The sequence below is a fragment of the Sphingomonas rhamnosi genome, from assembly GCF_036663615.1.
In the GTDB taxonomy this organism is placed as follows: domain Bacteria; phylum Pseudomonadota; class Alphaproteobacteria; order Sphingomonadales; family Sphingomonadaceae; genus Sphingomonas.
The window spans coordinates 1-20,812 of sequence record NZ_JAXOJJ010000016.1 but is presented as its reverse complement, the minus strand read 5'-3'; the positions used below and the strand labels follow the sequence as shown (position 1 = coordinate 20,812).

Annotated in this window: 20 protein-coding genes and 6 pseudogenes; 11 read left to right on the top strand and 15 right to left on the bottom strand. The window is 62.2% G+C overall.

Features of this window, described 5'->3' with window-relative positions; genetic code table 11:
• A partial coding sequence (locus U1701_RS18095) for a hypothetical protein (RefSeq protein WP_332783970.1) occupies positions 1-196 on the top strand: 196 nt, incomplete at its 5' end.
• 366 nt (positions 197-562) lie between these two features.
• On the opposite strand, the pseudogene U1701_RS18090 reads toward U1701_RS18095, so the two are convergent.
• The 6 genes and pseudogenes from U1701_RS18090 to U1701_RS18060 form a co-directional block, all read right to left on the bottom strand.
• Positions 563-1,756, bottom strand: a pseudogene (locus U1701_RS18090) (IS91 family transposase).
• Positions 1,757-1,762: 6 nt separating this feature from the next.
• Complete coding sequence (locus tag U1701_RS18085) at positions 1,763-2,668, bottom strand: tyrosine-type recombinase/integrase (RefSeq protein WP_332783969.1); 906 nt, start codon at positions 2,666-2,668, stop codon at positions 1,763-1,765.
• Between the two features lie 233 nt (positions 2,669-2,901).
• Positions 2,902-3,717 carry a hypothetical protein gene (locus tag U1701_RS18080; protein ID WP_332783968.1) on the bottom strand — a complete coding sequence of 272 codons (816 nt, stop codon included), beginning with the start codon at positions 3,715-3,717 and terminating at the stop codon, positions 2,902-2,904.
• Positions 3,718-3,873: 156 nt separating this feature from the next.
• Positions 3,874-4,257, bottom strand: coding sequence for a hypothetical protein (locus tag U1701_RS18075; RefSeq protein ID WP_332783967.1), 384 nt, complete (start codon positions 4,255-4,257; stop codon positions 3,874-3,876).
• A gap of 226 nt (positions 4,258-4,483) precedes the next feature.
• A pseudogene (locus U1701_RS18070) lies at positions 4,484-4,711 on the bottom strand (IS6 family transposase); the annotation flags it as partial.
• Between the two features lie 283 nt (positions 4,712-4,994).
• The gene (locus U1701_RS18060) at positions 4,995-7,742 is read right to left on the bottom strand and encodes an SdiA-regulated domain-containing protein (RefSeq protein WP_332783965.1); all 2,748 of its coding nucleotides are present in this window, start codon (positions 7,740-7,742) and stop codon (positions 4,995-4,997) included.
• Between the two features lie 388 nt (positions 7,743-8,130).
• On the opposite strand from U1701_RS18060, the gene U1701_RS18055 reads away from it, so the two are divergent.
• The gene (locus U1701_RS18055; RefSeq protein WP_332783964.1) at positions 8,131-8,424 is read left to right on the top strand and encodes a hypothetical protein; all 294 of its coding nucleotides are present in this window, start codon (positions 8,131-8,133) and stop codon (positions 8,422-8,424) included.
• Positions 8,425-8,758: 334 nt separating this feature from the next.
• Here the strand turns inward: U1701_RS18055 and U1701_RS18050 are convergent.
• Positions 8,759-9,151: pseudogene (locus tag U1701_RS18050) on the bottom strand (DDE-type integrase/transposase/recombinase); the annotation flags it as partial.
• A gap of 63 nt (positions 9,152-9,214) precedes the next feature.
• On the opposite strand from U1701_RS18050, the pseudogene U1701_RS18045 reads away from it, so the two are divergent.
• Positions 9,215-10,418 (top strand): annotated as a pseudogene (locus tag U1701_RS18045) (IS3 family transposase).
• A 28-nt stretch (positions 10,419-10,446) separates the two neighbouring features.
• Here U1701_RS18045 and U1701_RS18035 read toward each other — a convergent pair.
• Positions 10,447-10,793: pseudogene (locus U1701_RS18035) on the bottom strand (IS6 family transposase); the annotation flags it as partial.
• 119 nt (positions 10,794-10,912) lie between these two features.
• Between U1701_RS18035 and U1701_RS18030 the strand changes: the two are divergent.
• Complete coding sequence (locus U1701_RS18030; RefSeq protein WP_332783961.1) at positions 10,913-11,338, top strand: GNAT family N-acetyltransferase; 426 nt, start codon at positions 10,913-10,915, stop codon at positions 11,336-11,338.
• Positions 11,339-11,416: 78 nt separating this feature from the next.
• Here the strand turns inward: U1701_RS18030 and U1701_RS18025 are convergent, their stop codons facing one another.
• Entirely contained in the window at positions 11,417-11,920 is a 504-nt protein-coding gene (locus tag U1701_RS18025) for a TIGR02594 family protein (protein WP_332783960.1), read from the bottom strand.
• Positions 11,921-12,224: 304 nt separating this feature from the next.
• On the opposite strand from U1701_RS18025, the gene U1701_RS18020 reads away from it, so the two are divergent.
• A complete protein-coding gene (locus U1701_RS18020; protein WP_332783959.1) occupies positions 12,225-12,443 on the top strand; it encodes a hypothetical protein in 219 nt (72 codons plus the stop codon).
• A gap of 609 nt (positions 12,444-13,052) precedes the next feature.
• Here U1701_RS18020 and U1701_RS18015 read toward each other — a convergent pair.
• On the bottom strand, positions 13,053-13,454 hold the full coding sequence (locus tag U1701_RS18015) for a thermonuclease family protein (RefSeq protein ID WP_332783958.1): 402 nt from the start codon (positions 13,452-13,454) through the stop codon (positions 13,053-13,055).
• A 3-nt stretch (positions 13,455-13,457) separates the two neighbouring features.
• A complete protein-coding gene (locus U1701_RS18010) occupies positions 13,458-13,694 on the bottom strand; it encodes a hypothetical protein (RefSeq protein ID WP_332783957.1) in 237 nt (78 codons plus the stop codon).
• A 136-nt stretch (positions 13,695-13,830) separates the two neighbouring features.
• Between U1701_RS18010 and U1701_RS18005 the strand changes: the two genes are divergently transcribed.
• The 3 genes from U1701_RS18005 to U1701_RS17995 are packed head-to-tail and all read left to right on the top strand — an operon-like array spanning position 13,831 to position 15,766.
• Positions 13,831-14,034: a hypothetical protein gene (locus tag U1701_RS18005; protein ID WP_332783956.1), complete on the top strand. Its 204-nt coding sequence runs from the start codon at positions 13,831-13,833 to the stop codon at positions 14,032-14,034.
• Positions 14,034-14,501, top strand: coding sequence for a LexA family protein (locus U1701_RS18000; RefSeq protein WP_332783955.1), 468 nt, complete (start codon positions 14,034-14,036; stop codon positions 14,499-14,501). Before U1701_RS18005 ends, U1701_RS18000 begins: the two co-directional genes overlap by 1 nt.
• On the top strand, positions 14,498-15,766 hold the full coding sequence (locus tag U1701_RS17995; protein WP_332783954.1) for a Y-family DNA polymerase: 1,269 nt from the start codon (positions 14,498-14,500) through the stop codon (positions 15,764-15,766). Before U1701_RS18000 ends, U1701_RS17995 begins: the two co-directional genes overlap by 4 nt.
• 41 nt (positions 15,767-15,807) lie before the next feature.
• Here the strand turns inward: U1701_RS17995 and U1701_RS17990 are convergent, their stop codons facing one another.
• The gene (locus U1701_RS17990) at positions 15,808-17,739 is read right to left on the bottom strand and encodes a PAS domain-containing protein (RefSeq protein WP_332783953.1); all 1,932 of its coding nucleotides are present in this window, start codon (positions 17,737-17,739) and stop codon (positions 15,808-15,810) included.
• Positions 17,740-18,035: 296 nt separating this feature from the next.
• Entirely contained in the window at positions 18,036-18,668 is a 633-nt protein-coding gene (locus tag U1701_RS17985) for an SOS response-associated peptidase family protein (RefSeq protein WP_332783952.1), read from the bottom strand.
• 460 nt (positions 18,669-19,128) lie between these two features.
• Here U1701_RS17985 and U1701_RS17980 point away from each other — a divergent pair, with 460 nt between their 5' ends.
• Positions 19,129-19,572, top strand: coding sequence for an HIRAN domain-containing protein (locus U1701_RS17980; protein WP_332783951.1), 444 nt, complete (start codon positions 19,129-19,131; stop codon positions 19,570-19,572).
• Positions 19,573-19,643: 71 nt separating this feature from the next.
• Here the strand turns inward: U1701_RS17980 and U1701_RS18815 are convergent, their stop codons facing one another.
• The gene (locus U1701_RS18815) at positions 19,644-19,991 is read right to left on the bottom strand and encodes an HU family DNA-binding protein (RefSeq protein WP_443026097.1); all 348 of its coding nucleotides are present in this window, start codon (positions 19,989-19,991) and stop codon (positions 19,644-19,646) included.
• On the opposite strand from U1701_RS18815, the gene U1701_RS17975 reads away from it, so the two are divergent.
• A complete protein-coding gene (locus U1701_RS17975; protein WP_332783950.1) occupies positions 19,920-20,243 on the top strand; it encodes a hypothetical protein in 324 nt (107 codons plus the stop codon). The genes U1701_RS18815 and U1701_RS17975 overlap by 72 nt on opposite strands.
• Before the next feature lie 96 nt (positions 20,244-20,339).
• On the opposite strand, the pseudogene U1701_RS18810 reads toward U1701_RS17975, so the two are convergent.
• Positions 20,340-20,648: pseudogene (locus tag U1701_RS18810) on the bottom strand (DDE-type integrase/transposase/recombinase); the annotation flags it as partial.
• A gap of 20 nt (positions 20,649-20,668) precedes the next feature.
• Here U1701_RS18810 and U1701_RS17970 point away from each other — a divergent pair.
• Positions 20,669-20,812: transposase (locus U1701_RS17970; RefSeq protein ID WP_332783971.1), on the top strand; the 144-nt coding region annotated here is incomplete at its 3' end.

Genomic DNA, 20,812 nt, shown 5'->3' with positions numbered 1-20,812 from the left:
CTGTGATCTGCACCACCGCGTCACGCTTGAACTCATCGCTGAAATTGGGCTTCCCCATCGTCGCCTCCTGTTCTCAAAATTAGGATTGAAGGCGTCCAGAAATCTAGGGGCTATTCAGGTCTATCTCAGCGACCCTCGCAAAACTGACCCAAAAAAGCTCAAAACTATCCTTCGGCAGCCGATCCGAAGCGCCTAATCTGGCTCAACGCGCTGGCAACGTCAGCTATGACAACCTCGCTCTCAATACCAGACAGTCAGCATCCCTGAAGAGTTTCGGATGCCGGCAGGCGTACGAAAGTCTTGGAGGCCCGAACCCGCGGGTCACGAGCGGTGTGCTATGGGGTTTTCGGTTTTCGACCCGCCGGGGTGACGAGCGGCACGGCGGGTGCGGACGCGACCCTGGATGCGGATTGTCTGAGTCTAGGTGGCCATGACGGGCTCACCCGCGTGGGCAGCTCAGCTTGGCTTAAGGCAGGGACATCGCCGACGGCGATCGGCGCAGGTGACATCGGCTCCGCAGGCATGGATGCTGCGGGGTATGGTGCTGTCAGGCCGTGCCGGGTCACGACGCCTGTGTCCCGGGTAGCGGCGCAGGAGCAGGCGGCGCGCGGGGCTGGCGCTGACGTTCGAAGGTCTCGACGACGACCATGTGCCCGCCGCAGCATGGGCATGGCGGGCGGGTGTCGTTCGGCTCGACCCGCGCATCGGCCGTGACCGGCGGAGCGACCCCGAGCAGCTGGCGGACGTGGTCGAGATGCGCCTTGCGGGTGGCACCCGCGAGCAGGCCATAGTGACGGATGCGGTGGAAGCCCTTCGGCAGAACGTGGAGCAGGAAGCGGCGGATGAACTCGTCGGCGGCGAGCGTCATGACCTGCTGCCGGTCGGCGCCGCCCCGGCGGTAATCCTTGTAGCGGAACGTCACCCCGGCCTCGTCGAAGCACAGGAGCCGGCTGTTCGAGATGGCGACCCGGTGGGTATAGCGCGACAGGTAAGCAAGCACCGTCTCCGGCCCGGCGAACGGCGACTTGGCGTAGACGACCCAGCGCTTCTTCCTGACGGGCGCCAGGTGACGCAGGAAGGCGCGCCGGTCAGCGAGGTGGGCGAGGCTGCCGTAGAAGCCGAGCCGCCCGGCTTCGTGCAGCGCCATCAGCCGGGTGAGGAACAGGCGGCGGAACAGCTTGCCGAGGACGCGCACTGGCAGGAGGAACGCCGGGCGCGACGAGATCCAGCGGCTTCCATCGGGCGACAGGCCGCCACCCGGTACGATCATGTGGATGTGCGGATGGTGGGTCATGGCCGACCCCCATGTGTGCAGCACGGCGGTGATGCCGATGCGGGCGCCCAGATGCTTCGGGTCGGCGGCGATGGTCGTCATCGTCTCGGATGCCGCCTGGAACAGCAGGCCGTACACCGCGGCCTTGTTCTGCCATGCGATGTCGGCGACCTCGGCGGGGAGTGTGAAGACGACGTGGAAGTAGCCCACCGGTAGCAGGTCGGCCTCGCGCTCGGCGAGCCAGGTGCGCGCCGCCGCCGCCTAGCATCGCGGGCAATGCCGGTTGCGGCAGCTGTTATAGGCGACCCGCCAATGCCCGCAGTCGGTGCAGGCCTCGACGTGACCGCCCATCACGGCGGTGCGGCAATGTTCGATGGCCGACATCACCTTGAGCTGGTCGAGGCTCAGGTGCCCGGCACGGGCGGCCCGGTACGCAGGACCGGCAGCGCGGAAGATGTCGGCGACCTCGAGTGAAGCGCGCAACGCGGCTCAGCCCTTGGGCGCCCTCCCTTCCGCAGCGGTCGTCGCCAGCCGTTCGAACGGACTGGTGACGTTGCGCAGGACTCGCGTGGCGACCTGGGTGTAATAAGCGGTGGTCTCCAGCTTGGCGTGTCCCAGCAGCGTCTGGATGATGCGGACGTCGATCCCGTCCTCGAGCAGGTGCGTGTCAAAGCAGTGCCGCAACGTATGGGGTCCAACGCGCTTGCCGATGCCCGCCGCGACGCTCGCCTCCACGACGATGCGATGCAGCTGCCGGGTGCTGAGCGGCTTGAGGTAGTGCTGGCCGGGGAACAGCCAGCCATCGACGTGCAACACGCGCTCCCGCCGACCGACCCGCCACCACTCCCGCAATAAAGCCAGTAGCCCGACCGGGAGCATGGCGTTGCGATACCGACCGCCCTTGCCGCGCTCGACCCTGAGCAGCATGCGCTCGCTGTCGACGTCGCGCACCTTGAGGGCGGCGACCTCGGCCGCGCGCAGTCCCGCGCCATAGGCGACGGACAGTGCCGCCTGATGCTTGAGGCACGTGGTCGCATCGAGCAGCCGCGCCACCTCGTCTTGGCTCAGCACCACCGGCAGCTTGCGCTCATGCCGCATCCGGACCAGCTTGCGCGCCAGATCGGGCCGGTCGAGCGTCTGCGTGAAGAAGAACCGCAGTGCCGACACGATGGCGTTCATGGTCGGCGCCGGCACGTCCAGCTCGCCTTGCTCGATCTGGAAGCGCCGAACGTCCTCCGCGGTTGCGGTGTCCGGCGAGCGCCCCAGGAACGTCGCGAACCGGCCGACATCGCGGATGTAGTTGCGCTGCGTCTCATAGCCGAAGCGCCGTATCTCCATCTCGTCGATGAGACGCTGGCGTAGCGGGCTGACGGCAATGGGAACGAGGGTGGTCATGGCAGGGCTCCTTCTGATGGAGCCCCGATGCTCTGCCTGCCTCCTGCCGCGCTCAATCCAAACGCAACGCCCGTTCCTTCACCTCAACCCTGCAACAAGCACCCCTCCCGCGCAGCGGGTTCGCGCACCCACCACGTATCGCCGTTCCCCACGAAAATGCGGGCCCCAGAAGCGGACAGGCCGGAGTCGCCCAATCTCGGCCGTTCGAACGTCAGTCCCGCACAAGTGAGCCGTCATCCCGTCACTGGAACGGCAGGATCCTTCTTCAACATGGCGTCCTTCAGCGTGTTGCCCGCAATGCCCCCGGCGGCGACGGCCACGACGACGTTGCCCACGAAGAACTCGACAATGCCGACCACGCTCCCGAATGCGATCAGCGCTGATGTGGTAATCGGCAGGGCCGCAGTCGCCTTGCCGAGAGCCACTTTTGCGTCCCGGCCGATCGACCGCATGCGGTCCAGGACCGGATCGAGCGGCCATGATGCTTCTGCGGAAGTTATCAGTTCCCCGAGAGCCCGATGCAGAGACTTCAGCTGCTCCAGCGCGACCGCTCGGTCGGCGTCCACTGGCCCACCGTTGTCCCGCGACCGCACCTCGTCATCAATCAGGCGCTGAACGGCTTCCAGGGCGACCGGTGCCAACGCGCGCACCACCGCGCCCTGCTCGCGAAGAGAGGGACGACCCGTCCACGACGCCGAGCTGATCGCCGCCGCTTCGCGGATTTCGTCCCAGAGCGGCTTGAACTGCTCACGGACCATCTCACGACGCCGAGTGCGGTCCTTGGTCTCACGAACGTGCCGAACGAAGGCTTCGAGATTCGGCTGGGCGGCAAGGAACGCGGGCGCGACGGGGCGGAGGTCGGTCCGTCCTAAAAGCGTCCTGCGCAGCGCCTTGTACCGAGCGTCGTCCGACAGGTCCTGAATACCGTCGCACGCTCCCAAACAAAGCGTTTGCAGGCGCTGAAGCGCCTCCTCGTCGTTTAGCCCTTCCGGCCAAGGTGATCCTGGATAGTGCATGATCTTACATCCGTTCGACTCGTCGAACGGCATATGCACAAGTGCAATCCTGTAGGACATAACGGGAACAAGAATGTTCCGTGCTTCATCGCGCGACGCATCTGGCGGCCGACGGAACTACCGGGCCTCAATGCGACGGGGGAAATCGACCAGCACCCTTATGGCGGGATACCACCACGCCGTGTGCAATCATGTATAAAGCAACCATCGTCGTTCATGCCACGCGCGGAATTGGACAGTGTTCCCGAAGCGCCAGAACCTGGTTTCGCGCTCATGCCGTCCGGCACGCACGATCGTCCAGCATTCGCCGTTCGGCAGCTCAACGATCCGGTGGATATGCTCTGCTTCGACATGGTATGTTGCGCCCGGGACCCGATGAACCAACTCGGTGTGCCAGCCGCCGCAAGCGTCGAGGTGAAACACCTCTTCGACGTACCCGCCATCAAGTATCTCGGTTTCAAAGCTCCATGGGTGGTCGTGCGGCGTCTCATGGGGTTCTTCGGCCTTGAACCTGTGGAGCGCACGGCCGTCATCCAGATGGTATTTCGTGAACGCACGCGACATGCGCTCCACGCTGACAATCCTCGTGCTTTCGGGCACACGCTCAATGGCTGCGCGCGGTAGTCTGATACTCACTGTTCCGAAACCTCTTCATACCGCCCGGCACGGCGTAATTGGCGAATTATCCCGTTGAAGGCAGCTGTCACACCCTGCGCGCGGCCAATCTCGTTCTCCTGTTTGGCCGCATCCCAGTAGAGCTCTAGCGGCCAGCGCTCCGGGCAGTGCGGGAGAAGGCACCTACCCGCTGCGGTCGAATGTCGCCGGCGAACATCGGGCCAAACCTGTTCCACCACATGCGCACCGTCTCGTGACAAACGTCGATACCACGCTCGAACAGCAGGTCCTCGACGTTGCGCAGCGACAGCGGAAATCGGACGTACATCATGACCACGAGCCGGATCACCTCCGCCGACGAATTAAAACGGCGGTACGGGCTAGGCGGCAGTGCCCTCGATTTTCGGCTCATACACCGACGGTATCATCCCCCCTCCCCGCCTGCCACGTTGGTCTGACAAAGCCTCTGCACAATGTACCACGGCACCCAGCTTCTCGGCGAGCGTGGCAGTCGAGGAATGGCACTTGCGCCGTTTGATCTTCGTGCCGGCGTCGTATCCTTGAGGTCCGCCAGCCTTAATTCTCAGGAGGGGTGCCGCTTACTGTCTCGACCTTAAAGTGCTGGATCGAACTCGATGCATATAGGGGCGCCCCGCAGTGCGCCCCTACCGTGCAGTTAGTGAGAACGTTCCGGGTCAGAAATTGCCGAACGTTTCCAGACCGGCTGACGAACCGGGCAAACTGTAAACGAAATAGTCCCGATTGGTCGCATCGTCATGGTAAATACCGTCATACTCAAGCGAGCGAATGCCCGCGCCCGTGTCGCTGGTGATCGTCACGACCGTACCACCCGCCAGATCAAGCGCCTTATTGCGACCGAATGTGATCGTGCCGTTTTCGTTGCTATCGAAGATCTGCACGTCCGTCAGTAGGACGTCTTCTGACGAGAAGTCGATTATGCGGTCCCGGCCCGCGCCGTCCGCGGCCCTGAACACGAACACGTCGCCTCCGTTGCCGCCCCTCATCGTGTCGTTACCGGCGCCACCGATTAGGATGTCAGACCCGCCGTTGCCCCTCAGATCGTCGTTCCCGGCAAGTCCGGTCAGCAAGTCGGCGTTGTCGGCGCCGAGCAGCGCGTTCCCACCGCTTGTACCGACGACGGGGTTGATCGCCAACAGTGCCTGACCACCAGGCGACCCGATCTCCGCGGTATCGCCGGGCGCTGTATAGGCGCCGTTGACACCAATTGAACTGATCTGCGTCAGCGTGACGTTGTCTTTAAATGAGTTGTTGTCGAACGTGGCGTTGTTGACGGACTGTCCGAACGATACTGTCGCACGCAGTCGATTGTTTGCGTCGTACAGGTTGAGCGCGTCGCCACCAGTGCTAAGGCCGACGCCCGACCCGCTGTAGCTGCCGAACTGAAGGCCCTCAGGAGCGAAGCCGCCGAACCAGGTGTCGATGAATGCGCGAGACGCAGTCGCCAAATCGTTCGTCTCTAGGAAAATGACTGACTCGCCTGCTGCGACTGATCCAATCCCGTTCAGCGCCACCGCGGCGATGGGTGACTGCGAACTGTCGTCCACCTTCCAGCCGCTGATGTCGATTGCGAAGGAAGCGGTGTTTGTGACCTCGAACCAGTCCGCGCCGACCGGGCCGTTGCCGCTGGACCATGGGGCGACCTCGGTGATGATAAGCTTGCCGGCACTGCCGGGGGAGCCAATCTCAGCAGGATCGCCGGCGGCCACGAATGCGCCATTGACGCCGACCTCGCTGAGGGTCGCGGCGACGGGCAGGGGCAGCGTCGTCCCATTCAGCCCGGCGTTGTTGTCGAAGCTCTGGTAAGGCGACGTGGCATCGGAGGCGCCAAAGGATATTCCCGCCAGCCGGTTGCCCTGCGCGTCGAAGATGTTGAGTGCATCTCCACCGGTGCTCAGACCGATGCCGCTGCCGGAATAATAGCCGACCTGCAGCCCCGCGGGCACGTTGCCGCTGAACCATGTGGCGACGAAGGCGGCGGCGGTCTGCGCGGTCCCTTCGACATAGATCACCGATTCGCCGGCGGCGATTTTTGCGACGCCGTTCAGCGCCACAGCACTGGCCGTGCTGTTCGAGTTATCGTCGACCTTCCAGCCGGTGACCGCAACCGCGCTCGTTCCGGCATTCGTCACCTCGAACCAGTCGGCACCATAAGGTGCGTTGCCGCTGGCCCATGGCGCCACTTCCGAGATAAAAAGGCTTGCCGGTCCGCCCTCATTGGCAACATCGATGACCGCGATCGTGAACGCCGTGCTTACGTCGGGCATAGCACCGACCGTCGGATCGTCGACGGTCACGATCACAGAATAGCTAGCCTTCGTTTCGTAATCGAGTGCGGTGCCTGCCTTGAGATAGAGGCCCGTTGCGTCAACTTCGAAGACCGCGGCATCGGCCCCGGTAACCGCCAGCGCATTTGCGCCCAGTCCGTCATCGATAACACTAACGTCCGCGACCTTGATGCGTGGCGCCGTGACGGCATTTTCGGCGATCGCCGCGACCGAATTTCCGAGCGCAAGCGCGGTCGGCGCGCTGTTCGTCGCCTTGCTTGACGCATAGACCCATAGCTGAGGATGGTTGATGTCGCCGCCGCCATTCTCGCTGACAACGTAGATGAGGCCGCTACTGTCGACCGTCAGGCCTTCGTGCTGCTGATCGGCAAGGCTGAGCGGATTGCCCGCGTCTAAGGCAAGTTGAAGCGTACTCAAGACGTTGCCGTTGCGATCAACTTCTACGATTCTGCCCTGCTCCTGGCTAAGTACCAGTAGATGGTCCTGATCGGCCTGACCGATGCCGCTCGGTCGGTTGGACAGCGCGAACACGTCGGCGAAATCGCTTAGGTCAGCATTCGCGGGATCGAACAGATCGGCACTGTTTTGGGTTGTTGCCGACCCGTTGCTGGCGAGATTAGTGGCGAAATCGATCGTCGTCTGGAAGATGCCCTCGGGGCTGATCTCCTTTACAAAAATAAAGCCCTCTGTGATCGGATCGTAAGTCAGCCCTTCCAGCCCGGTGTTGTTGACGAAAGTGCCAAGGTTGGCGATCTGGGCTTCGGTGCGCTCCAGTGTTCCGCCAGCCTCATAAGTGAATTTGACCGCGTTACGGTCGCGCTCCTCGGTCATCACGAACTGGCCGTCACCAATATAGGTGATGCCTTCGGGATCGTAGAAGGCGGTGCCCTGCGGACTGCTGCCCGTCGACAACGTCATCGTGCTGATCAGCTGGCCGGTTTTGCTGACTTCGGTCACAGATCGGCCGCCGTCACCCACGATAAACAGCGTGTCAGTGTCCCAATTGTAAGCAACGCCCGACGCTTCCTGCCCGAGCAGATTGCCGGCCGGCGCAGCAGTACGGGTGGGCTCCGGCAAGTCGTAGCGGCCGACGCGAACGTAGTTGGACAGGTCCACAAAAATCTCCCCAGGTAGCTCTGACGACCCTAGCCAATGTGACCGAGCCGCAGAATGCGGTCGCACTGTGAATCAGCAGGCTTTGCAGATCCGCCGTGAGCGACCTCAAACTAGAAAGACTTGTTAACCATCGATTGTGACAAACTGCCGACGCATCTGTGAGGTTGCATCGTCCCGCGAGTAACATTAGTTTCGCATACGCGCCCCACGTAGGTTCCACCTGCGTCACCCAAGCAGGCATTTTCGATCGCCTTGGCTTCGTCAGCAGCGCCAAATGCTTGAAAAATGGAACCATGACGAACTGAACCACCCCAGGTTTGCAGGGGACCTGCAACTGGCAAGAAAGGAAAGTCATGATGCGTAACGATCAGGACAATCTAGGGGGCATATGATTTTCGTTGCCCTCTTGCTTGCAACTCACACCGCGAACCCGCCCCGTCTTGACGGAGGACTGCGGCCACCCGCCAACGCCGCGGTTCGCGCTGCCGAACAGAGAAACAAACTGCAGTTTGCCGTTATCATCCGCATCTGTCGGGAGGCTCTGCGCAGCGGCGACCTGGAGGGGCATGTAAAAAGTTATGCTGATCGGAACGGGCTCTCCACCTATGGACGGCTGACGCTCACGATGGACTGCAACCTCTATAAGCAGGGTTTGCAGGACGGCACCCACCCTGTTCGTTAACGCAGTCGCCGATGACGGTTTACAAGGCGATTACCCGCATGACCGCGTCGCGATCTTCATCGGCGAGGGCTGCCGTCGTAAACGCCGGCGTGTCAGGCCCCTGGTCACCTGCAGCCCGCGCACGCCGTAACTGAAGTAGCAGGATTTTCCGTTTGTCGGCACATGCCGCTAACGCATCCCTAGCCAGTGTCGGCGCGGGACGGCCGCCGAGAACAGCGACTTGCGCGTAGCGGTCCAGGCAGTCGTGCCAGTCGTCGCGTTCCGCTGAAGGGTGCTGTCAGTCTAACGCGAACCGCTCTCCACACGATGCAGGTGGGACTTTGAGCACAGCCGCTTAGCTCGCCAGGACCTGCCACTCCGCCAGGGCGGCTGAGCGTCGTTCCTTGTAGGTTTGGCGGTCGACGAGGTGGCGTTCGAGATTAAAGTGATTGTGGACATTGGCATGGACCGCGGCGAACTTTTGTAGGGTCTTCATTCGCCTGAAACGCAGCATTGCGCGATCCCTTCGTCGGAATGACAGGTGGCTGTTTTCAACCCGGTTATTGGCCCGGCGTCCAACCTCCTGCTTAGCGGTATTGCCCAGTTCCTTCATCGCCGCACCGTACGAGCGCAGTCCGTCGGTGGTAATCGTCTCGGGCCTACCATGACGCTTCAGCGCCTTCTTCATGAAGGTGAGCGCTGCCCCCTTGTCCCTGGTTTTGGTAATGTAGCTCCTGAACTGGCCCCCGTTTCACCCGGACAGGTTTGAGCCTAATACGGAGGCTTAGGGATAGCCCCTGAGCATAGGCTTATGTCCTTGTCTGAGATCATCACCGATGGCGGTCGGCGCCGTCACTGGAGCGCCGCGGAGAAGCTGAGGATCGTCGAGGAAACACTCGACGGTCGCGAGAGCATTTCGATTGTCGCCCGCCGCAACGGCGTCGCACCCAATCTTTTGTACCGCTGGCGGCGGCTTATGCTCGAAGGTGGGTGTGTCGCGGTCACAGGTGACGATGACGTGACCAGCAACCGCGAAGTGCGTGAGATGGAGAGCCGCATTCGTGAGCTTGAGCGCCAGCTCGGCCGGAAGACGCTGGAGGTCGAAATCCTCAAGGAAGCGCTCGACCGTTCGCGCCCAAAAAAAGCGACCTTGCTCATGCGCTCGCCGCTGCCGGAAAATTTCCGGTGAGCTTGGTGGCGAGCACGATCGGCGTAGCACGATCAACGGTATATGGACGCGTCGCTGGAAGCATCACGACGCGCGGCCGCTATACCAAGGCTGACGACGCGCAACTGCTGCCGCTCATTCAGCAAATCGCCGCGCAGCGGCCAACATATGGCTACCGCCGCATCGCGGCGGTCCTCAACCGTCAGCTCCGCGCGGAAGGAGCTGACCCGGCCAACCACAAGCGCATTTACCGGATCATGGCGTAAACCACCTGCTGCTGGCACGACGCTACACCGAGCGGCCCGACTACGGCCACGACGGCGTTGTCGTGGCCATACGTTCAAACCTGCGCTGGTGCTCGGACGGCCTCGAGTTCACGTGCTGGAACGGTGAGATCATCCGAGCCGCCTTCATCATCGATGCGCACGACCGCGAGGTGATCGCCTGGCGCGCGGCCGCCAACGCCGGCATCACCGGTTCCGATGTGCGAGACATCATGCTGGAAGCCGTAGAGACTCGCTTCGGCGGACCGCGCGCAATGTCGATGGTCGAGATGCTGACCGACAACGGCTCGGCTTATACCGCCCGCGAGACCCGGATCTTTGCGCGGCAGCTAGGCTTGAAGCCGTGCTTCACACCGGTCCGCAGTCCTTAGTCCAACGGCATCTCCGAGGCATTCGTACACACCCTCAAACGAGATTACGTCCGCGTCTCACCATTGCCAGATGCACATACCGCGTTGACATCATTCGCTGGCTGGATCGAAGACTACAACGAACACCACCCGCACTCGGGTCTCAAAACGCGTTCGCCGCGCGAGCATCGCGCAATGGGTTCAACCGCTTGAACCTGTCCGGCGAAATAGGGGCAAGATCACTCTCGAGGATCTCGCCCTCATGATCGACCGCCCGCCAGAGGTAGACCATCTCGCCGTTCAGCCTCACGTACATCTCGTCGAGGTGCCAGCGCCAGTGGCGAAAGACCCGCATCGCGCTTACCCGCTGACGGCGGATGTCGCCGGCGTTAACGGGCCGAACTTGTTCCACCACATCCGCACCGTCTCGTGACAGACGTCGATGCCGCGCTCGAACAGCAAGTCCTCGACGTTGCGAAGCGAAAGCGGAAATCGGACGTACATCATGACCACGAGCCGGATCACCTCCGGCGACGAGTTGAAACGGCGGAACGGGCTAGGCGGCAGTGCCCTCGATTTTCGGCTCATCCACCGCTGGTATCATCCCCACGCCCCGCCTGCCATGTTGGTCTGACAACGCCAAAATTGGCGCTTGCTCTCATGTAACCGGCGTGTCGTAATTCCTGCCTTCTTTGAAGGCATTATGAATGACCGTTATCCGCATCGCTGAGCCGTACGACCTGTCGCGTCTGATGACATTCGATCCTTTCCCCGGCGACCGCATTGCCGAGATCGTTGAAAGGCGGATGCTGGTTGCAGAGGTTGAGAACGTCGTTGTCGGCTATGTGGCTTGGCAGCGCGGAGGTTGTGTCGGCAAGGATTACGTCAACAAGCTGGTAGTCGATGATGCGTACCGCCGAAGCGGTATCGCGCAGCTTTTGATCGGCGCACTCAACACGGTGCTGACCGGCCGGGTGTTCATTTCGACCGGCGCGCTTAACGGCGCTGCTATAACGCTCCTAAGGCGGACAGGCTGGGTGGCAGCAGGCGAAATTTGTGGCCTGCTCCCGCTAAACGAACCGACGGTTTTCTTTTACCGAGACCTATGGCCGGAATCGATCAGCGAGAGCTAATCAACCGTACCCGGTAAGCCGGAGTGGGAATGGCGCCACGGCGGTTAACTGGCTCGCGCGGCTACACGATGATGCAGCCTACGCTTCGTCGCTAGAGATTGGCTTGCCCGACGCGATTTGAACCGGCTTGCCTATCACGGGGCGGCCGGGTGGCCAGCGCCGCGCGATGCACCGAGTTTTCACTACCCTGGCAATGGTGACCGCGTCCCCTTGGTTGCCGCCGAGTATGTGATACGCCTTCGCATCCTCGCCAACATAGAAGCCGACATGGCCACCGCCCGGTCGTTCGAACACCATGATCGCCCCAGGCGCCAAACGCTCCGGCCGAAGGGCTTGCCCCCATGTCGACCACGACGTTGCCCGAACGGCGACTGAGGGCGGCTCGATACCGTCCTCCTGCAGGCAATATGCGACGAACACGCCGCACCACGGAACGCTGTCGGCGTTGTAGATAATGCCCAGTACCTTCGTACCGAGCCGCTTCGCCCAACCCAGGATCGTCGCACTGTTCGCAGATCCCGCTGCTTCCTTCGTGCCGAGCTTTGCTTTTGCCGCTGTCAGCCACTTGGGCTCAGTCGCCACGATACTTGGCCCCTGGTCCGGCCGCGCCCTGGAGCGGCGGCAACGGAGTCGCGGGGCGGCCAAGCAGCTGGTCGCCCCCTTCTGCCCTACTGATAACCGCCTTCGTTCTCGCGCTCTTCGGCTGCGTCCTTCTGCACCTTTTCCATTTCCGCAGCCTTTTCGCTCTCGGTTGGGTCGTCGGTTTTCGGTTCGTCGGTCATTGGTCGTCTCCTCGCCGCTTCAACGCGCGGCGCAGCTTTCGGGCTCAGCGGATCGTTATCGGCCTCGTGCCGCAGAAGGTGCGGAACGCTATACGGAGACGAAGATGCGATTCGTTCAGATCGAAATGCTGCCTACAGGCAAAGCGATGGTGGACATCGACAAGCTGACCCACGCGGTGCCCGAAGGTAACGGGTCGTGCCTATTTCCCGGGGCGCAGCACATCGACGTGCCGCACTCGCTTGCCGAGCTTGAGAACGTCCTGGCCGGTCGTGAACGAACCGACGACGGGGAGAACAGCACGGCGGGGTTCGGCGTCCGGTAAAGCCGGTCAGCGATAAGCGCCCCGCGTGTCCGTGTGAATGAAGCTGGCGGGGCGCTGAGGATACTCTGCACTGGAAGCGAAGCCCTCTCAGTCCATTTACCTCTGCCGTCTTAACGGGGGGTAAAGCGTCCCGCCCGCGCCGTGTGACACCGAAGATGCCGCGGGTGGGACGCCGAGCATCTACCGTCTTGGTCCGGCGAGCTCTGCTCGAAACTTCACAGAGAAGCGGGCGGCTTACAAGTGTTAGGAACGGCGAAAGTACCGAATAGGGACAAACCCACAGGCAGCGTTCGCGTGCTTCGCTGTTGGGCTATCGGAAGCGATCACAGTTAAGTTGTCCCGTTTACCTGCCGCGGGCGTAGATGCTTCCCGTTACGTCGCTGTCGGCGGTCCCAACCGGCTGACGGCAACGGCCCAATCGGACACCGCGCGGTTCGCGGTTTTGCCCGTGATGCTCCACACCTTCCCTGCAAACTCGCCCGTTGCTTTCCAGACGCCCGGCTCCGCCTGCTCGACGTGGACCTCCACGTGCTGATTCCGCACTGACACTCGCCGTTTCATGATAGGCAGCCTACCGTCCGGGAACGCGGTCGCAAGGGCCATGCGGCGTTATATACACTCGCCCATGCGATAGCGCTGCCAATAGCTGTCCCACCGGACCGCAGCACCGGCAGCGAGCACCGCGCAAGAGAGCGAGCGTCCGTCCGCCAAGGTGCAGCGGGCAACGACGCGCGCATAACTTTTGCCCATCGGTTGGCAGCGCATCGTACGGTTGAGCGTCAAGCGTTCAACGATCACCCGGCTACGTTCTGCGCTGGCGTTCGAACAGGTATAGCCTGCCCGGTGGATGCGGCACGGCTCCGCGCTCTCGAAGTCCGGCGCCTGGACGCCGGCTATGCGAACCTTGATCCCGTTCGAACACCACGGCGGGCCGTCGCCATCATGGACGCGGGTTACAGTGCAAGCGAACGGCGGCGCGAGTGCGGCGGCTAAAAGCGGTAATAGCACCATTTGCTACAGCGCCATCCAGTCGCTTTCGGCATCGTCTACCGCGACAAACGCATCCCCGTCCGCCTGCTGCTTGCGAAGGTGGGCGCGAACAGCCTTCGGATCACCGTTCTTCGGGAAAGTCCGATCGGCCCGAGCCGCGTCCGCGATGCCGTCGATCCAATCCCCGCGGTCGCGCTGCGTCAGTAGCCATCGTCCGAACGTGATCGTCTGCTCCGGCTGCTCGTTGTCTTGCTCGGTCATGGTCAGGCTCCTCGAATCGTCGAGCCGTGCATCGCACCTGTTCGATGTTCCCGCAATGTTCTTGCGAATCGGCTAGCGGTGCGCGTACCTAGGCCAACGCCGCCCCGCGGTGATTCGACACTGCTGGAGAACGAAAATGCAGCACGATCTGCAACTGCGGGCGGCTGCCCGCGCCATTTACGAGAACGTCTACCCGACGGAGGAACGGGCTCCCGTCAGTTTCGACCAGGCGGAACGCTTCGGCACCGTGCATTACCGGCAGGCGGTCGGTGCAGCCCAGGAAGCGCGATCCGTGCTGGCGGTTCGTCATGAGCAACTTCTACTCGCTGCGATCTTCTGATGGGCACGCTCAAGCTGTTCCGGTCAGCCCCACGCCCCGCGCCGTCCGAATTGACGCTCCATGAAATTCCGTTCGAGCTGGTGCCACGCGAGGTGCCGTTCTTCCTGTGCGACACCCCGGCTGGCTTCCCGTCGCCAGCGCAGGACGACATGCAGGAGCCGATCGACCTGGGCGCCTGGCTCGTCGAGCACCCGGCCGCGAGCTACATTATGCGCGTCGATGGGCGATCCATGTCCGGCGCCGGGATCAACGACGGCGACCTAATTGTCGTGAACCGTGCCAAGAAACCGCGGGCGGGCGCGATCGTAGTGGCGCTGGTGCACGGCGACCGGACGCTGAAGCGTCTTAACTGGGTCGATGGTCGGCATTGGCTCGTGCCGGAGGCGGAGGGGTTCGCGGACATCCTCGTCGATGAGCATGTCGAAATCTGGGGCGTGGTAGTCGGCGTCGCGCGCAAAATGGCATGAGCGCGCCGATCGCGCTGATCGACTGCAACAACTATTATGTGAGCTGCGAGCGTGCCTTTGACGCCAGCCTCGTCGGCGTGCCGGTCATTGTCCTGTCAAACAACGACGGGTGCGCCATCGCCCGATCCGCGGAAGCGAAAGCACTCGGGATCAAGATGGGCGACCCGATTCATCACCTGCGCGACAAGGTGCGCGAGCACGGCATTCAGGTTCGGTCGTCGAACTATGCCCTGTATGGCGACATGCAGCGCCGGGTAATCGCAGCCTGTGAACCGTTCGCCCGGGACGTCGAGATATACTCGATTGACGAGACGTTCATTGACCTGGCCGGTTTCGAGCGGCGGGATCTCGTTGCGCACGCACATGCGATGCGGGCCCAGGTTCAGCACTGGACGACCATCCCGACCTGCGTCGGCATCGCGGACACAAAGACGCTGGCGAAACTGGCGAATGCCGCCGCCAAGAAGGACCCGCGGTTCGGCGGCGTAGCCGATCTGCGTGACGACGAGACGCGCCGGGACGTGATGCACGCGTTCGCGGTCGGCGACGTTTGGGGCGTTGGCAGCGCGACGGCGCGGAAGCTCATCGATCTCGGCATCCATACCGCAGGCGAGCTGCGCGAGATGCCGATGAAGCAGGCACGTGCCGTCGGGACCGTCGTCCTCGAGCGGCTGGTCGCTGAACTGCGCGGCGTGCCGTCCAACGCCGTCGAGTCGGTCGAGCCGCGCCGGAAGGGCATGGCGGTGACGCGGTCGTTCGGTACCCCAGTTTGCGACTTCGAACGAATGATGGGGGCGCTATCGCAATACGCGTTGCGTGCTGGCGAAAAGCTTAGGTCGCACGGGCTTGTCGCCGCTCGTCTGACCGCATTCTTCCATACCAACAAAAACAAGCCGGACCGACCGCAGTACGGTGGGTCGCGGATGGTGACGCTCCACCCCATGACGAACGACAGCCTGGAGCTGATCGCAGCCGCTAGGCGCGGCGCAGAGAAGGCGTGGCGTGATGGATACGCTTATACCAAGGCCGGCATCATGCTTGACGACCTGGTGCCCGAGGACGAGCGGCCGCGGACGCTGTTCGAAGCCGATACCACGAAACGCGATCGGCTGATGGGGGCGCTGGATTCGATCAACGGCCGGTTCGGCACGTGGACGGCGGTGACCGCGTCGCAGGGGTTCAAGCGGGAGTGGAAAGCGCGGTCGGAAATGCGGTCGCCGGCGTGGACGACGGACATCGCGGGAGTGCCGACGGTTCGAGCATGATAAGAATTAACGACGGTCTCCGAAGGCGGTTCATCCCAACCTTAGCCTTCCGCAAGCTGCATCTCATCCGTGCTCGCCGATACCGGAATCGAAATCGTGCAATGAACGCCATCGGGCTCGAACACGTACGTAGTCTTTGCGCTCAGCTGATACGGTAGCGCCTTCTCGATCAACTCCCGGCCCTGGCCGGAGCCGCGCGGCGCTGATCCGGTGGGCGGCATCTGGACGCCACGTTCCCGCCAATCGATGTGCAGCCATGGCTTCCGGCCTTCACCGAATTGCTTAATCGACCATGTGACGTCCAGATGCCCGCCCGACTGCCCCAACGCGCCATATTTAACGGCATTTGTCGCCAGCTCATGCAGTCCCATGGCGAGTGTCTGTACCGTAGATGAGCGCAGGCGTATGCCGGCAAGACCACGGAGCGTCACGCGTTCGGCTGTGCCGTTCACGGCGGCAAGCTCGGCCTCGATAAGTTCGTCAAAGGTCACCCGGTCAAGGTCGTTCAGCCGGGAAAGCAGGCCCTGGACCCGCGACAACGCCTCGATACGGTCGCGAAAGCGGCTGCGGAAATCCGGAATATCGGCGCTTGCGCGCGCAGTTTTGTCGCTGATCGAGCGCACAACGCCGATGAGATTCCGGGTGCGATGCTGAAGTTCGGCGACGAGCACCTGCTGGCGCTCTTGCAGCTCTCGCAAAGCGTGAACGTCGGTCGAAGTGCCGAGCCATTCGATGATCTCGCCCGAACTGCCGCGCAAGGGCGTCGCGCGGTTCTGGAACCAGCGGTATTGATCGCCAGCGACGTTGCAGATGCGATACTCAACGTTATAGCCACCATCTTCCATAGAGTGGCTCCAAGCGTCGAGGGCCGCCTCCCGGTCGTCGGGATGCACGGTTCGAAGCCAGCCACGACCATGACTGTCGGAGCCGGTCTGGCCCGTATAGGCAGCCCATTGCGGGCTGGCCCAAGTCCACTCACCCACGCCCACCGCGCGCCAGACCAACTGCGCAATGCCCTCCATCAGTGTTCTCAGTCGTTCCTCAGTTTCACGCAGCGCTGCTTCGGCACGCTTGCGAGCGTCGATGTCGATGTTCATTCCGACCCACTTCACGAGGCTTCCGTCCGCCCCGAGCACGGGGGCAGCGCGAACATTGGTCCAGCGCCAGCCGCCATCGGGGGCATGGAGGCGGAACTCCGCGTCGACTAGCCCGCGTGCGGCGATAGCCTCGCGCCATTGCTTCTCGGCGTATGCCCGGTCGTGGGGATGGATCGCGTCCAGCCATCCGTAACCAAGCCACTCGTCGACGGTCTGACCAGTATAGACGCGCCAGCTCGGGCTGTCTGCGACGACGACGCCGTTGGCATCGGTTTCCCACTGCGCCTGCGACCAGCTTCCAATCAAAAGGCTGTTTCGCGTCTCGCTGGCCCTTATCACTTCCCGGTCTCGTGCGCGTTCTTCGACCAAGTGCAGACGGTCGATGACCGGCCCGAGGATCATGGCATAGGTCCGCAGAAACTCGATCTCGTCGTCACCGAAATCCCGCGGCTTTGTATCGTCGATCTGGAGCACGCCGTAAGGACGCTGGCCTGGAACAAAGATCGGTACATTGACGAGCGCGACGACGCCGGCTTGCTTCATGAAGGGCGGAACGTCGAACCTGTCGTCCTTGGCGATGTCTTGCGTGACGACCGGTTTGGCTGCCTTGATGGCGTATGTCTCGGACGAGCGCTCGCCCATCTGAAGGCGAACCGTACCTACCACGCCTGGAGCCCAGCCAACGCCTGCTCGGACGAGCAGCTCCTGCCGACCTTCCTGTATCTCAAGGACCTTTGCGCGGCCCGTCCCGGTCGCCTCGCCGACAAGCCGACATGCTTCCATGAGCACCGCGTCAAGGTCCTCGGAATGGATCGCGAATTCGCCAAAAGTCGCCAACGCCTGCTGGCGTTTCATCATTTCTTCTAGCTCGAGCACTCTGCTCTCCGATCCGCCGCGCCGCTAGTTCAAGTTAAACCGCTTCTTCTCGCCGGTCGAGGAAGGAACACGTGCTTGGCGGGTTTGGACCCGTTGGCAAACGGACGCTGCTGTGGGAAGCGTGCTCCAACAAAGGCGTCGACGGCGCAGGCGACCCGACGCCAGTCATGAGGAGGCGCCGTCTTGCGGAGGATTTTGAAAAGCCGCTCACCGACGTGCCGTACGTCGCCATCGCCGAAATCAGCGACGATCGCTGCAGCCTCTGCCAGACTTCGCGCTCCGACAATGGCGCTGGATCAGGCATTCGTGCTGCCTCCTCGCGTAGGGAACACCGGTCCGCGCACCGTCATCTGTTCCGCAGGATATGGTCGCTGCAGCGCAACCACGTCGTCATAACTACCGGTCAACCACCGTTCGTGATCATTAGGGTGCAGAACCGTGATCATCGCTTTGGGATGGATCGGCGCGACCAACTCGTTCGGATCGCACGTCACCATGGCGAACCAGCGCTGGGCACCTAACTGCTGCCAAACGCCGGCCACAGCGAACACATCCTGGTCGATGACATCGAACCACATTTCACCTTTGATCGGCCGCCCCTCGCCCACCTTGAAGCTCTCCGGGGTCCATTCGCAGAATTCGGTCAGTGGTATCAGGCACCGTCCCTCGGGGTTCTCAAGCCGCGGCCGCCAGCGCTTCAGGTCGCGGACGTTCGTGATCGGGTACGAAGCGCCTTTGCCGAGCAAGTCCCAGCTCATCACGTCGAGCCCGGTCGCGTCAGCTTGGCGACGGATCACATAAGCCCGGCTGCGTGGTGCTAGCTCGACGGGGTTGAAGCGGTTGTCCATTGGCTTGTCGGTGAGCCAGCCGCCGCCGAAGCGCTCAATCAGCGTCTCGGGCTCGCTTCGGTTGCGCGCGCGGTTGCACATCAGACGAAGCTCGCGACAAAAGAGACGAAGGTTGCGGTCATCAACAGGGCGGCACCGATCATTTCAAGTCGCCACCAGATTGTCACCGGTCGAGGACGCGGGTTGCGCATCATGCCTTGGCGTCAGATGCTTGGTCCATTCGTAGAGGTTAACCCCTGCCGACCGAATTGCGCAACTCAATCCCTGGATTTGTCGCTTTGATCCGTTAGCCGACCTTGCCGGCTCCATCGCGCTATCAAGGCCCGAACAAGCCCCCCTTCGTGTAGATACACGTGAAGCCATCGCGCGGATCGTTCACGCCCCGTGTTCTCGTATCGCCTACCAATCGCGAACAACCACGCAGTCGCAGCTACAAGGGTCGCCAGCATACCCCCCGATATAATCAAGTCGGAGGCGCTGAACGGCATAGGGGTTAGGCCTATGACTTTCCTACGTCCGCGCAAGCGCATAGTGTTTTGCCATGGACGAGCTGACCACCACGATCGTTGGGATCGACTTCCCGAACCCTGATAAGAGCAAGTCGAACAGGCGTATGGAAATCATGCTCTGCGCGCCAGGTGATCCGGTTGAGCTACGCCCCGAGCCGAAGAACGAACACGACGGAAATGCGATCGCCGTATGGTCCGAACGCGGAATCCAGATGGGCTACGTCAGCGCCGAGCGCGCGCCGCTTATCGGGAAGCGGATGCAGGGAGACGAGGTGGTCGCGGTGTTCCAGGGGCTTGTGCACACCGGGGCCTATATACGGATCCGGTTCGGAGGTGGGCTGCCTACCCTACCCACCGCACCAACGGAGCCGCAGCGCGCGCCGCCTGCCCCGCGGTCAATGCGCGCCGGAGGGAGACCGGTGTTCGATCCGCACGCATTTTATCCCGATGAGGAAGGACCAGAATGGGGGGCGTGATCGAAAGGTTGGGACTCCCACCCTTGCGCGCAGCGGTCGAGGTCAACGGAGCAGACGAAGCCGGCGCATTTTTATCGTCGCCCGCCTGATACTCGACCTAGCTGGCGCGGCATATTCGCGGGAATTCTGTCCGTCGAAGGTTTTGTCTGAATTGCCGGAAGCAGCATACGGCTGGCTTTGAAGTGCGGTACGCGATACGATGCATACACAGTCTGTGCGCTAGCGCCGGCCTGCAGTCCCATTCTTACCCTACGGGACCTAACAGAGAATACACCGAAGCCCCTGAGCTCAATGCGGTCGCCAGCTAACAATCCTTTAGCAATGCAACGGAAAACGCTGCGCACGCATTGTTCGACCTGCTCAGGCCTAAGCGATGGATTTTTATCCACAATGTGTCGGATCAACTCTTTCCGTATCATGATAATCGAAGATACTGCTTCAACATGTTAAAGAAGTCAAAACCCGCACAGCCGCGCCGGATAAGTCAGGGTAGCGTCCACACCCCCGAAGAGCTACGCGACCTTCTGCTCGAAGTGATCGTCGGCGCGGCTGGTGGTGATGAAGCGAAATGGCGAAAGGCGCTCGGCGAGGTCGAAAAGCTCTCGATCGCCTTCAACGCCAGTCGAACTGGGCAGTGCATCCGACAGGAACGAAGACGCAGAAGGCGGTGATCGTGAAGGCGGTCGACCTGGTGCGCGGGCAGGGTGCAGTCAGTCTAATGCGAACCGCTCTCCACACGATGCAGGTCGGGCTTTGAGCACAGCCGCTTAGCTCGCCAGGACCTGCCACTCCGCCAGGGCGCGTGAGCGTCGTTGCTTGTAGGTTTGACGGTCGACGAGGTGGCGTCCGGGATTAAAGTGATTGTGGACATTGGCATGAACCGAAGCGAACTTCTGCAGAGTCTTCATTCACCTGAAACGCAGCATAGCGCGCTCCCGTCGTCGGAACGACAGGTGCCTGTTCTCAACACGGTTGTTGGCCCAGCGTCCGACCTCCTGTTTATCAGTATTGTCCAGCTCCTTCATCGCGGCACTGAGCTGCCCCCTTCTGAGTGGTCCATCGACTATAAGGGTCTGGATCAAGGAAGGGACGACGAATGCCTGCGAAGAAGCACAAGCCCGAAGAGATCATCGGGAAGCTGCGTGAAGTTGAAATCGTGTTGGGCCAGGGCGGGACGACCGCCGAGGCATGCCGGCGGATCGCGGTCAGCGAGCAGACCTACTACCGTTGGCGCAAAGAA